This is a genomic window from Burkholderia sp. B10 (assembly GCF_004368385.1).
GTDB lineage: Bacteria > Pseudomonadota > Gammaproteobacteria > Burkholderiales > Burkholderiaceae > Burkholderia > Burkholderia vietnamiensis.
In genome coordinates this window covers 27,280-42,764 of the sequence record NZ_PQMX01000036.1, presented here as the reverse complement: position 1 = coordinate 42,764, position 15,485 = coordinate 27,280, and the positions used below count along the sequence as shown (strand labels likewise).

Genomic DNA, 15,485 nt, shown 5'->3' with positions numbered 1-15,485 from the left:
TGTCATTACAGGGGAACCCGTCATGCGCGAATCGCTCTACACACCGCTCGTGTCGCTCGTCGTGCCGTTCTACAACGAAGGCGAAGCCGTCGAACGCTTCTTCGACGTCGTGATTCCGCTGATGGCGGGCATCGAGGCGATCCGCTTCGAGATCGTCTGCGTGAACGACGGCAGCCGAGACGACACGCTCGACCGCCTGATCCGCGCCAGCATGAGCGATCGGCGCGTGCGGATCATCGACCTCACCCGCAACTTCGGCAAGGAAGCGGCGCTCACGGCCGGCCTCGACGAAGCGGCCGGCGACGCGGTGATCCCGCTCGACGCGGACCTGCAGGATCCGCCTAGCCTGATCCCCGTCATGATCGAACACTGGCGCGACGGCGCGGAAGTGGTAGCCGCGCAGCGCAGCAGCCGCGCCTGCGATTCGTTCGCGAAGCGCACCACCGCCGCGATCTACTACCGCGTGCACAACCTGCTGTCGGACGTGAAGCTGCCGGAGAACGTCGGCGATTTCCGGCTGATGGACCGCAAGGTCGTCAACGCGCTGCGCGGCCTGCCCGAACGGCATCGCTTCATGAAGGGGCTGTTCGCGTGGGTCGGCTACCGCACCGTGATCGTCGAGTATCAGCGCGACGCGCGCAGCGCCGGGCACTCGAAGTTCTCCGGATGGAAGCTGTGGAACCTCGCGCTCGAAGGCATCACGAGCTTCAGCACCGTGCCGCTGCGCAGCTGGACCTACATCGGCGTGTGCATCGCCGCACTCGCGTTCCTGTATGGCTCGTTCATCATCGCCCGCACGCTGCTGTTCGGCAATCCGGTGCTCGGCTATCCGTCGCTGCTGTCGATCATGCTGTTCATCGGCGGGATCGAGCTGATCGGCATCGGCGTCGTCGGCGAGTACGTCGGGCGCATCTACGACGAGACGAAGCAACGGCCCGTCTATCTGGTGCGCCGCCGCTATCAGGCGCACGCGAAGGTGATCGAGCTGCCGGTCGCGCGCGATGCGCGGCGGGCCGGCGCACGCCGGCGCGTGCAGCCGGCGCGCGTGCGGGTCGGCGCGCGCTGAGCCGCGGGGCGCGCCGATGTTCGCGCTGCTGTATGCCGAACGTGCGCGGCTGGCGCGTTTCGGCGTGACCGGGCTCGGCTCGACCGCGCTGCACGTGCTGGTCGCGTCCGCGCTGTATGCCTGGTTCGATGCGACGCAGGTCGCCGCGAACGCGGCCGCGTTCGTCTGCGCGACCGCGTTCTCGTATCTGGCGAACACGCTGTGGAGCTTCTCGTCGACGCTGCATTCGCGCAACCTGCTGCGTTACCTCACCGTCGCAACGGCCGGCTTCATCGAAACAATGCTGCTCGCGCGCGCCGCCGAACTGCTCGACGTTTCGCGCGGCGCGGCCATAGTCGCGATCGCGCTGCTGATCCCGCCGACGATGTTCGTGATGCACCGCGCGTGGACGTATCGCTGACGCGTCGGCGTCGTGCGAGGCCCGGTGGCCTGCATCCAATCGTTGCATGAGACGGCGATGCGGCGGCTTGCACCGCTTCCGCCGATACCGCTGCTTCGGTCTACCGCTCGCATCCGATCGCATGCGCCGCACGCGCGGCCGTGTCGCGACGTTCATCGAACGGTCATCGAACCGTCGCAGCCGATCGGCGCGACGCCTGCTAGGATGGCATGTCCGCCGCGGGACGGCGGCGACGCTCGCACGCTGCGCGGCACGAATCGTGCTCGGTGCGCACCCGCCTCCCATTCGACGCCGGCTTCGGCGCTACGCGCCGTCGGCACGAGACTCGTGACTCGTCCATGCCCAGGAAAAAATCCAGCCTCTGGCTCCGGCCTTTCGACCTGCTTGCCGCCGCCACCAGCACGCGGCCGAAACGTAAAACCGCGAAGCCCGCCGCGTCGGTCAAGCGTAGCGCCGCCACCAAGACGGCGCGCGCCGCCCGCCCCGCCGCGCCCGCGGCCCGCACGTCGCCGCGCGAGACGCAGGGCGCGTGGCTGCGTTCGTTCCATTCGGCGCGCCCGGCCGCCGGCCGCCTCGTCAACCATCTCGCCTATGCGCTGTACCTGCCCGCCGCGGCGGCGACGACGCGCGACATGCCGCTCGTCGTGATGCTGCACGGCTGCAAGCAGACCGCCGAATCGTTCGCGGCCGGCACGCGCATCTGCCGCGTCGCGGCGCGCGCCGGGTGTGCGGTGCTGTTGCCCGAGCAGGCCAAGACGGCGCACTCGCACCGCTGCTGGAACTGGCATGGCGATGCATCGCTGTCGGAAGCGCCGGCGATCGCGTCGCTGGTCGATGCGATCGTGCGCGAACGCGGCTTCGATCGCGACCGCGTCTATCTGGCCGGCATGTCGGCTGGCGCCGGGCTGGCCGCGCGGCTCGCGCTCGACTATCCCGACCGGTTCGCGGCCGTCGGGCTGCACTCCGGCCCGGCCATCGCGCCGCCGTTGTCGACGATGGCCGCGATGAGCGTGATGCGGCGCGGGCTGCGCGACGATCCGATCCGCACCGTCGACACCTGCGTCGACACGCGTCATTACCCCGGCATGCCCGCGCTGATCGTGCACGGCGGGCTCGACACGGTCGTCGCCGAGCAGAACGCGGTGCAGCTCGGCGTCGCGTTCGCGCGCCTCAATCGGCTGATCGACGAGGCAGGCGAGCCGCGCGTCGGCGAGCAGCGCACGTACACGCACGACGGCGTGCGCTACACCGACTATCTGCACGGCGGCCGGGTGATCGTGCGCGTCTGCATCGTGCACGGCCTCGCCCATGCGTGGAGCGGCGGCGATCCGCGCGAGGCGTTCCATTCCGCGACCGGGCCGGATGCGACCGCGATGTTCTGGAATTTCTTCCGCAGGCGACGGCGCAAGCGCTAGCGCGGCGGCGCGCATGCACGGCTCACGCGCGCTGCGCGATCGCCGTCGCGTCGCTCGCGTCCGCGTGCGACCGCCGGATCGGCAGCCGCACGCAGAACGTCGTGCCCTGCCCCGGCACGCTCGTCACGTCGATCGTGCCGCGATGGCGCTCGACGATCCCGTGCGACACCGACAACCCGAGCCCCGTACCCTGTCCGACCGGCTTCGTCGTGAAGAACGGATCGAAGATCCGCCGCGCGACGTCCGGCGCCATGCCGGTTCCGGTGTCGCTGATCGCGATCGACACGCATTCGCCGTCGCTCGACGTGCGGATCGTGATCACGCCGCGCGTCGGAATCGCGTGCGCCGCGTTGACCAGCAGGTTCATGAACACCTGATTCAACTGCGACGGCAGGCATTCGACCGGCGGCACGTCACCGTACTCGCGCACGATGTCGGCCTTGTACTTCAGTTCGTTGTGGACCACGTTCAGCGTGCTGTCGAGGCCCGCGTGCAGATCGACCACGCTCCACTCGCCGCTGCCCGGCCGCGAGAAATCGCGCAGGTCCTGCACGATGCGCCGCACGCGCACCGCGCCGTCGATCGACTCGTCGATCAGCGTGACGATCTCGTCGCGCACGTAGTCGAGGTCGGCCGCGCGGCGCTGCGCCGCCAGCGCGTCGCGCGCGGCCGGCTCGAGTTGCGGCAGCAGCGCGTCGTGCGCGGCGAGCACGTCGAGCAGGCTGCGCACCCACGTGCGCAGCGTGTTGAGGTTCGCGCTGATGAAGCCGATCGGATTGTTGATCTCGTGCGCGACGCCGGCCGCGAGCTGGCCGATCGACGCGAGCTTTTCCGATTGCAGCAGCTGCACGTGGGTGTCCTCGAGCGCGCGCAACAGGCGCCGCTGTTCGTCCTTCTCCTGCTCGAGCCGCGCCTGCGCGGCACGGCGCTCGTCGATCTCGGTCGCCATGTTCTCGCGCGTGCGCTGCAGCATCGCGGTGGTCTGCTCGTAACGGCGCAACGCGGTCTCGAGCTCCGCGGTGCGCACGCGCACCAGCCACTCGAGCGTGTCGGTCATGCCGCGCAGGAACGTCGTGCGGGCGTCGAACCGGCACACCAGCAGCGTGACGGTCAAGGTCGCGGTGGTGAACATCGCGATGGTCGTCGCGAGCCACGGCGCATCGATCCCGTTCGCGGCGCCGCAGCGCGCGTCCGGCGCAAAATGCGCGGCCGCCATCGCCGTGTAGTGCATGCCGGTGATCGCGATGCCCATGACGAGCGCCGCGCCGATCCGCAGCGCGCTCGCATGGCGCGCGTGCTGCGCGCGCAACGCCTGCGCCATCCACAGCGCGGCCGTCGACGCGATCACCGCCACGCCGATCGACGCCGCGAACAGCGCGGGATCGTAGCGAATGCCGGGCGTCATGCGCATCGCCGCCATCCCGGTGTAGTGCATCCCGACGATGCCCGCGCCCATCAGCATGCCGCCGGCCAGCAGCCGCGCGCCGCCCAGGCGCGCACGCGTGACGACGGTCAGCGCGAAGTACGACACGAGCACGGCGATCGCCAGCGATGCGCCCGTATCGGTCAGCGCATAACCGAGCGGAATCGGCAGCGACAGCGCGAGCATGCCGACGAAGTGCATCGACCAGATCCCCGTGCCCATCGCGACCGCGCCGCCTGCCAGCCAGGCGCGCCTGAGCGTCCGCTTCTCGAGCAGCGAGATGAACGCGGCGAGGTCGAGCGCCGTGTACGAGGCGAGCGTCGCGATCACGAGCGACAGCAGGACGAGCGGCAGATTGTAGGTGCCATGCATGATTGCGCCTCGGTCGGATTGAACGCGTGGCCCTCGCGTGCGAGGGCCGTGCAGCCGCGCGCCGGCTCAGGCGGGCGGCGCGTGGCTCGCCGCAGCCGCGCCCGCGCCCGTCGCACCGGTCGCGCCGGCCACCACGAGGATGTCGAACGACGTGCCTTCGCGCGCCTCGAAGCGGCGCACGAGTTCGATCTGGTGCGCCGTCATCACGCTGCCCTTCGTCATCAGCAGCACGCCGCGATGGGTGCGCAGATCGTCGGCGAGCTGCATGCCCTCGCGCAGCTGCGCGGACTGGATCTCCGCCACCGACGCCGCGATGCCGAGGTTCTGGGGATCGCGCATCAGGTCGATGAAGCGCGCGACGAGCAGCGGGTCGTAGCGCACGCCGGCCTGCGAGCGCAGCACGTCGATCGCCTGCTCGACCGAATGCGGCGCGCCGATTTCGCCGTTGCGCAACCCTTCGAAGTCGCGCGCGATCGCGACGATCCGCGAGCCTTGCGGAATCGCGTCGCCGACGAGGCCGTCGGGCGTCCCGCGTCCGTTGAAGCGCTCGTACTGGTGCAGCACGATCGACGCGACCTTGTGCAATTGCGCGATCGGTGTCAGCACCATCTGCGCCCGCAGCGGGTGCTGCTGGAACAGGCTGTGTTCGTCGGTCGTCATCTTGACGATCGGCTTGTGCAGCAGCTCGTCGGGCAGCGACAGCTTGCCGATCCCGTGCAGCAACCCCGCGTAATACACGTCCTGCGCGTGCAGGCTGCTCATCCCGGCCGACAGCGCGAGCCGGCGCGCGATCTCGCCGACGCGCATCGCATGACCGCTCGCCGATCCGCAGCGCAGCTCGATCATGCTGGCGCAGACCTGGACCATCGCGGTGAAACTGCTTTTCAGGTCCTGCTGCGCGGCTTCGAGGAACAGCACGGTCTGCGCGAGCTCCTCGGTGCGCGCGCGCACCTGGGTCTCCAGCTCCGCGTTGAACCGGCGCAGCGTTTCGTTCTGCGCTTCGGTCAACGCGGCGAGCCGCGCGGCCTCGGCGCGCAGGCGCCGCTGCTCGAGCGCCTGCTCGAGCGTCATCAGCAGGTCCTGATCGTCCCAGGGCTTGTTCAGGTAGCGATACACGCCGCCCTCGTTGACGGCCTCGACGATCGACGCGATGTCGGAATAGCCGGTCAGCAGCACCCGCATCGTCTCCGGGTACAGCGCGCGGGCACGGCGGAGAAACGCCGCGCCGCTCATGGTCGGCATCCGCATGTCGGACACGATCAGGTCGACTTCGGTCGTCGCGAGGATTTCCAGCGCCGCCTCCCCGCTGTCGGCCGTCAACACTTCGTAATTCGCGGGCCGCAGCACGCGCCGCAGCGCGGACAGCACGTTCGGCTCGTCGTCGACCAGCAGGATCGACGCGGTGCGGCGCGGCTCGCCGTCCGCCGTTGCGCCGATCGTTTCAGGCAGCGCGGCAGTCATGCCGGTCGCGCAATCGGTTGCGTCTGTTCCGTTCGTCGCGGAAATCGTCATAATCGGCCTCGGATCAATTGTCTTCACCACCTCTCCTCTGTGAGAACGGCCGGCGGCGCGTATTCCGTATCGGGGAAAACGCTGATGCAGCGCAGCCGACTGGCGGCGCAGCTGGCTGCGACGCGCGCCGGCTTCCGGTATCGTGGCGGGGCGCGCCGAGCGCGGCACGCGCCGGCTGCACACTCATTCAACCTATGGAGCACGCATGATCCTGGAAATGGCATCGCTCGAAATCGATCCGGCGCAAGCCGCCCAATTCGAAGCGGCGGTTCGCGCCGCACTGCCGCTGTTCGCGCGGGCGCGCGGCTGCGGCGGCGCGCAGCTGCATCGCGTGATCGAGCGCAGCGGCGGCTATCTGCTCGTCGTCGAATGGGAAACCGTCGACGACCACATGGTGCATTTCCGCCAGTCGGACGACTTCCAGGCGTGGCGGCAGCTGGCTGGCCCGTTCTTCAAGAGCCCGCCGCAGGTCGTGCATACGGAAGTCGCGGTGAAGTGAGCGCCGCGACACGCGAGCGGCGCGCCGCCCCGCATAGGCGGCGTCGCGCCCGCACGCGCACGCGCACTCGCGCGCGCCGTTCGCGCGTGAGCGCAACGCCGCATCCCGCGCACCTCGCGCAACCGATCCTCTACGAGCCTTCGCAATGACCATCGACCCTTCCGTCCTCGCCGCCTTCACGCCGACCGGCAAGCTGCGCGCATCGATCAATCTCGGCAACCCGATTCTCGCGAACCGCGACCCGGCCACCGGCGAGCCGTTCGGCGTGTCGATCGACCTCGCGCGCGCATTCGCCGAGCGCCTGTCGGCCGAACTCGAACTGGTCGTGTTCGACGCGGCCGGCAAATCGGTGCAGGCGCTCGCCGACGAGCGCGCCGACTTCGGCTTCTTCGCGATCGATCCGCTGCGCGGCGAGACGGTCGCGTTCACCGAGCCGTACGTGCTGATCGAGGGCTACTACCTGGTGCGCGACGATTCGCCGATCCGCAGCAATGCCGACGTCGATCAGCCGCACAACCGCGTGACGGTCGGCAAGGGCAGCGCGTACGACCTGTTTCTCACGCGCGAGCTGAAGGCCGCGCAGATCGTGCGTGCGCCGACTTCGGCGGACGTCGTGCCGACCTTCGTCGACAAGCGGCTCGAAGTCGCGGCGGGCGTGAAGCAGCAGCTCGAGGCCGATGCGGCGAAGACGCCCGGCCTGCGGCTGCTCGGCGAGCGCTTCATGGTGATCCGGCAGGCGATGGGCGTGCCGAAGAGTCGCGGCGAAGCGGCCGCCGCGCTGCTCGGCGCATTCGTGGAGGAGATGAAGGCGTCGGGCTTCGTCGCCGATGCGCTGCGGCGGCACGGGATCAGCGGCGCGTCGGTCGCGCCGTAACGCTGACCGGCCACTCGCCGGCCGCGCTGCATGGCGGCGGCGGCCTCGGTGCGGACGGAGGCGCCGGCATTACTCCGCGGCGGCCGGCACGAACGGCCGCGGATACCGCCCCGCCGCCTGACGCTCGATCATCCAGTCCGGATAGCCGGACGGCAGCGCACTCACCGTGTCGAGATGCGCCAGCTCGTCCGCGCTCAGCACGACGTCGAGCGCGCCGAGATTGTCTTCGAGCTGCTCGATCCGTTTGGCGCCGACGATGACGCTCGTCACATGCGGCTTCGCGAGGAGCCACGCGAGCGCGATCCGCGCCACCGACACGCCGCGCGCGTCGGCGAGCGTGCGCATCGCCGCCACGCACGGCCACGCGCGCTCGAGATCGACCGGCGGGAAATCGAAATGCGCACGGCGCGCACCGGCATCGGTAGGCGCACCCGGCCCGAACTTCCCCGACAGCAGGCCGCCGGCGAGGGGCGACCAGACCAGCAGCGACAGTTGCTCGTCGCGCGCGAGCGGCACCAGCTCGCGCTCGACGTCGCGTCCGGCGATCGAGTAATAGGCCTGCAGGGTCTCGAAGCGCGTCGCGCGGAGCGCTTCGCTGAGCCCGAGCGCCTTGCCGATCTTGCCGGCCCGCCAGTTCGAGACGCCCACATAACGCACCAGCCCCTGACGCGTCAGGTCGTCCAGCGCCCGCAGCGTCTCGTCGATCGGCGTGACCGGATCGTTCGCATGGATCTGGTAGAGGTCGATATGGTCGACCTGCAGCCGTTCCAGGCTGCGCTGCGCCGAATCCATGATGTGCGCGCGCGACGCGCCCTGATCGTTCGGCTTCGGACCCATCGCGCCGGCCGTCTTGGTCGCCAGCACGACGTCGGCGCGCGGCACGCCGAGGTCCTTCAGCGCCTGGCCGACGATGCGCTCGGACTGGCCGAACGAGTAGACGTCCGCGGTATCGATGAAGTTGATGCCGCCGGCCAGCGCGCGTTCGATCAGCCGGTTCGCGTCGTGCTGGCCGACGGCGCCGATCGCCGCCCACATGCCGGCGTCCGCATTGCCGCCGAGCGTCATCGTGCCGAGACACAGCTCGGAGACGTACAGGCCCGTGCGGCCCAATTGCTTGTATTTCATCCTGGTTCCTTTCCGGTTCGCCAACACCGCATGCGGCGGCGCGCGCTCACGCGTCGCGCGCCGGATGCGAATTCAGCCGATCTGCGCGCGCCCCGCGCGCCACTGCGCGGCGACGGTCGCGACGCGCTCGCCGTAGCGGCGGGCGGTCTCGAGATCGCCCAGCGACATTTCGTCGGGCGACGCATCGGCCGGCGTCTGCGCCATCGGCGCAAGATACGAGCCCATGCGATTCAGGTCGTCGCGCTGCGACGCCTTCAGGTTCGCCGGCTTGAGGTCCATGCTGACCCAGAGGCCGCCGTGCTGGCCCGCCAGCAACACGAAGTACTCGAGCGTGTTCAGCTTGTCGCCGTTGACGCTCGCGCTGTTGGTGAAGCCGCCGAACAGCTTGTTGCGCCACGCGCCTTCGAACCACGCCTTCGCCGTGGCGTCGGCGAATTTCTTGAACTGCCAGCTGGGGCCGCCCATGTAGGTCGGCGAGCCGAACAGGATCGCGTCGGCCGCGGCAAGCGTGCGCCACGCGTCGTCGGCGACGTTTCCGTCGGCGTCGATCGCGACCAGCACGGCGCCCGCGCCGTCGGCGACGGCCTTTGCCATCCGTTCGGTATGGCCGTAGCCGGAGTGGTAGACGACGACCGTGCCGGCCGCGGAGGAAGTCGATTGCGTCATGGTTGAGCGTCCTTTGGTTCGGGTTGCCGTCGGGCGACGACATGGGAACGCACTTTACTGAGTCGCAAATGCGTTATAAATGGGCGACCTTTGAACGTTCTGTTACCCCCGGAGAGAACAATGCAAAACCTCGATGCGCTTCTGATCTTCGCCCGGGTGGCCGAGATGACGAGCTTCACGCGTGCCGCCGAGAGCCTGGGGATCCAGAAGGGACGCGCGTCGATGGTCGTCCGCCAGTTGGAGCGCGACGTCGGCGTGGCGCTGCTGCACCGGACGACGCGCAGCGTGCAACTGACCGAGGACGGCCGCGCGTTTTACGCGCGCGCCCGCGATCTGCTGGCCGAAGTGCAGGAATTGCAGTCGATGTTTTCGGGCAGCGGCACGCGCCTGCGCGGGCGGCTGCGCGTCGACATGCCGACCGAGCTGGCGCGCAGCGTCGTGGTGCCGGCGCTGCCGCAGCTGATGGCCGCGCATCCCGAACTCGAGCTGGAACTGTCGAGCACCGACCGGCGCGTCGATCTCGTGCAGGAAGGGTTCGACTGCGTCGTGCGGCTCGGCCCGATCATCGACGACACGCTGATCGCGCGGCCGCTCGGCCGCCTGCGGATGATCAATGCGGCGAGCCCCGACTATCTGGCGCGGCACGGCGTACCGCATACGCTCGACGATCTGCTCGGCCAGGGGCACCGGATGGTCCACTACTCGCTGACGCTCGGCGCGCGGCACGCCGGATGGGAATACCCGAAGGGCGACGGCTACGCGACGCTCGCCTTGCCGAGCGCGATGCAGGTGAACAACGTGCAGACCTATCATGCGGCCGGGCTGGCCGGCATCGGCCTGATCCAGGCCGGCTATTCGGGCGTCGCGCCGCACATCGCGAGCGGCGCGCTGGTGGAGGTGCTGCCCGACCTGCGGCCCGAACCGCTCGCCGCGTCGCTGGTGGTGGCGCATCGGCGCAATCTGTCGCCGCGCGTGCGCGCATTCATGGACTGGATCGAACGCGTGCTGCAACCGTACTTCGATTGAGCGCACGCGGCATCGCGCGAGCGGCCGTCCTCGCCGCCAACGACCCGTTGCGACGTTTCAGATCTGCAACCTGAACCGCGGTGCGGTCGCCCGGTTTCGTCAGACGCAGGTAGGCGCGCGTCGGCGCGGTCTGTACTGCGGCATACGCTCCCGACGCTGCCTCGCGGCTTGCCCGATATCCGCGCGTGCGCGGTGCGGCGCGGTTGCGCGATCGCAGCGCGGCGCCGTCGCCTTCGCGTTGAGCGCGACCGCGCCGAGATGGCGGCCGGCATTCGCCAACGCAACGAACGACGGCCGAGCCGATTCGCGGCGCGCGACCGTTTCAGGATCGACACATTTCCGGCGACGGCGAGCATCCCGACCCGCATGGGCGCGCCGCCGGCCGCCTGCCCGCGCGCATCGACGGCCGTGGCACGCTCCATGCGTTCACGCCAGAGACGCCGGACCCACCGTATCGGCGCGCACACAATATTTCGAATAAGTCCGCGTCCGGCGCACCCGTCGATGAGTTCTCCGGTGCACGGCGCATCGGGGGACACGATGAAAACGAACACGACCGTCTCGATCGGCGCGGCTGCGCGCGCCGACAGCAGCACAGCAACGCTCCCTTCGCGGCCGCTGGCCGCCGCATCTCGCGCATTTCATCGCGCCGACGCGCTCGACGCGAACCCGGCGACGCCCGTGCGCACGCGCGCGCCGCGTGCGGCCGCGCGCAGCGCCGGCGTCCGCAGGTTCGGCCGGCCCACCGCCGGCCGCGCACCGCAACCCGCACGCTGAGCGCCAGCCGGCGCTGCATTCGGACGCACCGCGGCCGTCCGCGCGCGCCGCCGACAGCGGCGGCCGGCGCCCGATGGCCCGATGGCCCGATGGCCCGATGGCCCGGTGGCCCGACAGCTCGTTGCACCGCCGGCAGCCGGCAAGCGCACGCAATCCCGTCGACAAGAGCCTGCCATTCCATCATGAATCCGAGTGAGAAACCCGGCCGTTCGGACATCGCACTGGTGGTTTCGCTGGCCGTCCTGTTCGTGGTCGCGCATCCCTACACGGGCATCCGGCACGACGCGATTCTGTACACCGCGCAGGCGCTGCACAACCTCCATCCCGACAGCTTTGCGCACGACCTGTTCTTCCAGTACGGCTCGCAGGATCGCTGGACGATCTACGGGCGGATGTTCGCGCTGCTCGTGTCCGCGCTCGGCCTGCGCGCGAGCAATCTCGCGTGCCTGATCGCCGCTCAGGCACTGTGGTGGACCGGCATCTGGCGGCTCGCCCGCCAGCTGCTGCCCACGCCGTGGCACTGGGTCGCGCTGCTGTTCGTCGCGTGCATGCCGGCCGATTACGGCGCCGGCCTGATCTTCTCGTACGACGAAGGCTTCGTCACCGCGCGGCTGCCGGCCGAAGCGCTCGGCCTGTGGGCGATCGCGTCGCTGCTCGAACGCCGGTATCGCGTGGCGCTCGCGCTGACCGTCGTCGCCGCCGCCGTTCATCCGCTGATCGGCGGCGCGGCGCTGGCGTTCGTCGCACTCGTGCGGCTGCCGCGCGTCGCGTGGTGGCGGCTATTGCCGATCGCGCTGATCGCGTTCGCCGTCGTCGAGATGCCGGCCTTCCACGCGCTCCACCTCGATCCGTTCGATCCGGAATGGCGAGCGATCGCGCGCTACAACGTGCCGTTCCTGTTCCCGACCCTGTGGTCACTCACCGCATGGAGCAAGCTGTGCTGGGCGATCGCGCTTCCCGCGGCGCTATCGGCGGACCCGGCGCAGCCGCAACGCGCGCTGTGGTCGAACCTCGCGTTGATCGGCGTGGCGGGCGTCGCGGCGACCACGATCGCGGACCTGACCGGCCAGGACGCGCTGTGGATCCAGCTGCAGCCGTGGCGCACGCTGTGGCTGCTCTCGGTGATGCAATGGCCGGCCGCCATCCTGCTCGTGCGGCGCGAAGCACGCGTGCGGCCGACACTGGTCTGGCTGCTGGCGATCTGCTGGCTGCTGCTCGACGTCGGCGGCGGGATCATCGCGCTGGCCGCCGCCGCCGCGCTGCACGTGGGCGCGCACCGGCCCGCCGCTGCGGTGCCGGTCACGCAGCTGCGCGACCTCGGTACGGTGCACCGCGCCGCATGGATCGGAACCACGCTGATCGCCGCGATCGTCTGGTTCGTATTCCAGTGCGCGTATCAGGTCGCGCGCGCCGCTTATCCGACCGGCAAGGTCGCGCTCGACATCGGGTGGCTCGAGGCGTTGATTCACACGCATCTGGCGATCGTGCCGGTCGCGTTGCTGGTCGCGCTCCACCTGTCTCGCACGCGACTCGCGGCCGCCGCGCTTCCCGTCACATTGGCCGCGCTCGCCGCGTATGGATTCGTCAATCTCGACCAGCGCTCCGCGGCGGCGACGCTCGTCGAAGCGAGCGCCGACCGCCCGGCGCTCGCGCCGTTCGCCCGCACGGTCGCTCGCGGCGACATCGTGTATTGGGACGGCCCGGGCGACGAAGTCGTCTACCCGTGGTTCCTGATGAAGACGTCGAGCTATTACTCGTCGGCGCAGGCGGCCGGGTTGATCTTCAACCGCCGCACCACCTTCGAGGCCGTGCGGCGCGTCGAGCTGATCCGGCGAGACCCGTATGCCGCGCGGCCGCCGCGCGGCGGCGCCACCGCCGCCGCTGCGGACAAGCACTCGAACGTCTTCGTGTCCACCTACGACTACGTCGCGCTGACCGCGGCCGGCATCCGGCGCGTGTGCGCCGATCCCGTGCTCGATTTCATCGTGTCGCGTCGGCACTACCCGGCATTGGCGACGCGCGACGCGTGGTCGCCCGACGCCGCAAGCACCTTCTGGCTGTACGACTGCGGCCGCATCAGGACGGCAGGCGCGGCCGCGCACGCGCTGACCGTACATGCGCAACCGCGCACCGACACCGACGCAATTCACGAGCGAATGCCCGCTGCAGCGCAGGCCGGCCCGCCCGCGCGTGACGACGCGCGCGTGGACGGCGCTTGAGCCGGACGCCCGCAACCGCTTCGACATCACGGCTCGCCGTCCGGCTGGAACGGCAGAGACGACACACGACAAACCAGCGACTCGACACTCGGGGTGACATCATGGATCAATCGGTTGACGTACTGATCATCGGCGCCGGGCCGGGCGGCCTCACCGCCGCCTACCTGCTGACCAAACAGACCGCGCTGTCGGTCGCGCTCGTCGAGAAGGATCCCCACTATGTCGGCGGCATCAGTCGCACCGAACGGTTCGACGGCCATTGCTTCGACATCGGCGGGCACCGCTTCTTCTCCAAGTCCGCCGAGGTCGTCGCGCTATGGCACGAGCTGCTGCCGGACGACTTCATCGAGCGGCCGCGCAGCTCGCGCATCTTCTACCGGAACAAGTTCTACCGCTATCCGCTCGACGGGCTCGAAGCGTTGATGAACCTGGGCATCGTCGAAAGCGCGCGCTGCGTGCTGTCGTACCTCGCCGCGCGCGTGCGGCCGTGCCGCAACCCGACGTCGTTTCATCAATGGGTCGCCAATCAGTTTGGCGAACGGCTGTTCTCGATCTTCTTCAAGACCTACACCGAAAAGGTGTGGGGCATGTCCTGCGACGAAATTTCGGCCGACTGGGCCGCACAGCGCATCAAGGGGCTCAGCCTGTCCACCGCGATCGCCGGTGCGGTAAAGCGGTCGCTCGGGATCCGGTCGCGCCGGACCGACGTCAAGTCGCTGATCGAATCGTTCCACTACCCGCGACGCGGCCCCGGCATGCTGTGGGAAGCCGCCGCGCGCAAGTTCGAGCAGCAAGGCGGACGGTTGATGATGGGCCACGCAGCGGGCGCACTGCAGTACGACGGCCACGCGCGGCGCTGGCTCGTCGAAACCATCGGCCCCGACGGACAGACGCATCGCATCAGCGCGCGCGACGTCGTGTGCACCGCGCCGCTGCGGGAAACCATCAACGCGATTTCGCCGCGGCCGTCGTCCGCCGATGCCGCCGCGCGGCTCCAGTACCGCGACTTCATCACGGTCGCGCTGATACTCGACCGGCCGGCCACGTTCACGGACAACTGGATCTACATCCACGACCCGTCGGTCAAGGTCGGGCGCATCCAGAACTTCGCATCGTGGTCGCCCGAGATGGTGCCCGACGCCGCGACGGGCGGTTGCCTCGGGCTCGAGTACTTCTGCTTCGACGGCGATGCGATGTGGGAGAGCAGCGACGCCGACATCACCGCGCTCGCGATCCGCGAGCTCCAACAGATCGGCCTGGCGACGCGCGACCAGATCCGCGGCGCGCGCGTCGTGCGCCAGCCGAAGGCGTATCCGGTGTACGACGACGATTACCGCGCGATCGTCGAGCGGATCCGGGCCGATCTGGCCGAACACTTTCCGAATCTGCATCTCGTCGGCCGCAACGGCATGCACAAGTACAACAACCAGGACCACGCGATGATGACGGCGATGCTGACCGTCGAGAACATCGTCGCCGGGCATCGGCTTCGCGACGTATGGGCCGTCAACGAGGACGCCGAATATCACGAGAGCGGCGCCGAACCGCAAACCGGCGCAGCGGGCCTGCGCGCCGTGCCGGCCCGCACCGTTCAGTGGAGGCGGACATGATGCTGTCGCGCTATTGCGTCGTCAGCGTGGTGTCGCTCGGCGTCGACTGGGCGCTGTTCGTCGTCCTGAAGGCGACGATGCCGATCGACGCGGGGATCTCGGCGTGGCTCGCGTACCTGGGCGGGGGTGTCGTCAACTATCTGCTGTCGCGCCGCGTGGTGTTCCGCTCCGACGCGACCGGCCGCCGGCAGCTCGGCGAAGCGCTGCTGTTCGCGGCGAGCTGCGCGCTCGGCTCGCTGCTGACCGGCGGCATCGTGCACGTCGCGTCGGCGCGGGTCGGCACGGTCGCCGCGAAATGGATCGCAGTGGCCGTCAGCTTCGTCACGCTGTATCTGGTGCGCAGGATCGTCGTATTCAGGACGGCGCACGTGCGCGTAGGGGATGCGGCGGGGGCCGCGCACCGCGAAGCCGGCGCGAGCGCGCACGTCGAGGCGACGGTTCGTTGACCGCGTGGGCGGATAACGGTCGAGCGCGTGCATAGCGCGTCCGCCCGCGTGTCGG

The 15,485-nt window shown here is 69.6% G+C and carries 14 protein-coding genes; 10 read left to right on the top strand and 4 right to left on the bottom strand.

The window, feature by feature from the left end:
- Positions 1–22 precede the first annotated feature (22 nt).
- The 3 genes from C3Y15_RS18660 (at position 23) to C3Y15_RS18650 (ending at position 2,881) form a co-directional block, all read left to right on the top strand.
- Complete coding sequence (locus C3Y15_RS18660) at positions 23–1,066, top strand: glycosyltransferase family 2 protein (protein ID WP_059461677.1); 1,044 nt, start codon at positions 23–25, stop codon at positions 1,064–1,066.
- Positions 1,067–1,082: 16 nt separating this feature from the next.
- Positions 1,083–1,466 (top strand): GtrA family protein, encoded by a 384-nt coding sequence (locus tag C3Y15_RS18655; protein ID WP_011880539.1) that lies wholly within the window; start codon positions 1,083–1,085, stop codon positions 1,464–1,466.
- Between the two features lie 338 nt (positions 1,467–1,804).
- Positions 1,805–2,881: an alpha/beta fold hydrolase gene (locus C3Y15_RS18650; RefSeq protein WP_059461678.1), complete on the top strand. Its 1,077-nt coding sequence runs from the start codon at positions 1,805–1,807 to the stop codon at positions 2,879–2,881.
- Positions 2,882–2,903: 22 nt separating this feature from the next.
- Here C3Y15_RS18650 and C3Y15_RS18645 read toward each other — a convergent pair whose 3' ends face one another.
- Both C3Y15_RS18645 and C3Y15_RS18640 read right to left on the bottom strand, forming a co-directional pair.
- Positions 2,904–4,676, bottom strand: a complete 1,773-nt coding sequence (locus C3Y15_RS18645) for a histidine kinase (protein ID WP_124260145.1) — start codon at positions 4,674–4,676, stop codon at positions 2,904–2,906.
- A 66-nt stretch (positions 4,677–4,742) separates the two neighbouring features.
- Positions 4,743–6,188, bottom strand: coding sequence for an HD domain-containing phosphohydrolase (locus C3Y15_RS18640; protein WP_059461679.1), 1,446 nt, complete (start codon positions 6,186–6,188; stop codon positions 4,743–4,745).
- Positions 6,189–6,393: 205 nt separating this feature from the next.
- On the opposite strand from C3Y15_RS18640, the gene C3Y15_RS18635 reads away from it, so the two are divergent.
- The gene (locus C3Y15_RS18635) at positions 6,394–6,687 is read left to right on the top strand and encodes an antibiotic biosynthesis monooxygenase family protein (RefSeq protein WP_011880543.1); all 294 of its coding nucleotides are present in this window, start codon (positions 6,394–6,396) and stop codon (positions 6,685–6,687) included.
- A 145-nt stretch (positions 6,688–6,832) separates the two neighbouring features.
- Entirely contained in the window at positions 6,833–7,561 is a 729-nt protein-coding gene (locus C3Y15_RS18630) for an ABC transporter substrate-binding protein (RefSeq protein ID WP_011880544.1), read from the top strand.
- 69 nt (positions 7,562–7,630) lie between these two features.
- On the opposite strand, the gene C3Y15_RS18625 is transcribed toward C3Y15_RS18630, so the two are convergent.
- Both C3Y15_RS18625 and C3Y15_RS18620 read right to left on the bottom strand, forming a co-directional pair.
- Positions 7,631–8,686, bottom strand: coding sequence for an aldo/keto reductase (locus C3Y15_RS18625; RefSeq protein ID WP_059461680.1), 1,056 nt, complete (start codon positions 8,684–8,686; stop codon positions 7,631–7,633).
- A 72-nt stretch (positions 8,687–8,758) separates the two neighbouring features.
- Positions 8,759–9,352 carry a flavodoxin family protein gene (locus tag C3Y15_RS18620; protein ID WP_059461681.1) on the bottom strand — a complete coding sequence of 198 codons (594 nt, stop codon included), beginning with the start codon at positions 9,350–9,352 and terminating at the stop codon, positions 8,759–8,761.
- A gap of 120 nt (positions 9,353–9,472) precedes the next feature.
- Here C3Y15_RS18620 and C3Y15_RS18615 point away from each other — a divergent pair, with 120 nt between their 5' ends.
- From C3Y15_RS18615 to C3Y15_RS18595, 5 genes are all read left to right on the top strand, one after another.
- Positions 9,473–10,378 (top strand): LysR family transcriptional regulator, encoded by a 906-nt coding sequence (locus C3Y15_RS18615; RefSeq protein ID WP_011880547.1) that lies wholly within the window; start codon positions 9,473–9,475, stop codon positions 10,376–10,378.
- Positions 10,379–10,546: 168 nt separating this feature from the next.
- Positions 10,547–11,155: a hypothetical protein gene (locus C3Y15_RS18610; protein WP_124260144.1), complete on the top strand. Its 609-nt coding sequence runs from the start codon at positions 10,547–10,549 to the stop codon at positions 11,153–11,155.
- A 182-nt stretch (positions 11,156–11,337) separates the two neighbouring features.
- Entirely contained in the window at positions 11,338–13,374 is a 2,037-nt protein-coding gene (locus C3Y15_RS18605) for a hypothetical protein (RefSeq protein WP_059461684.1), read from the top strand.
- A 101-nt stretch (positions 13,375–13,475) separates the two neighbouring features.
- Positions 13,476–14,984 carry an NAD(P)/FAD-dependent oxidoreductase gene (locus tag C3Y15_RS18600; protein WP_124260143.1) on the top strand — a complete coding sequence of 503 codons (1,509 nt, stop codon included), beginning with the start codon at positions 13,476–13,478 and terminating at the stop codon, positions 14,982–14,984.
- The gene (locus C3Y15_RS18595) at positions 14,981–15,430 is read left to right on the top strand and encodes a GtrA family protein (RefSeq protein WP_124260142.1); all 450 of its coding nucleotides are present in this window, start codon (positions 14,981–14,983) and stop codon (positions 15,428–15,430) included. The genes C3Y15_RS18600 and C3Y15_RS18595 overlap by 4 nt, the downstream gene beginning before the upstream one ends.
- Positions 15,431–15,485 lie beyond the last annotated feature (55 nt).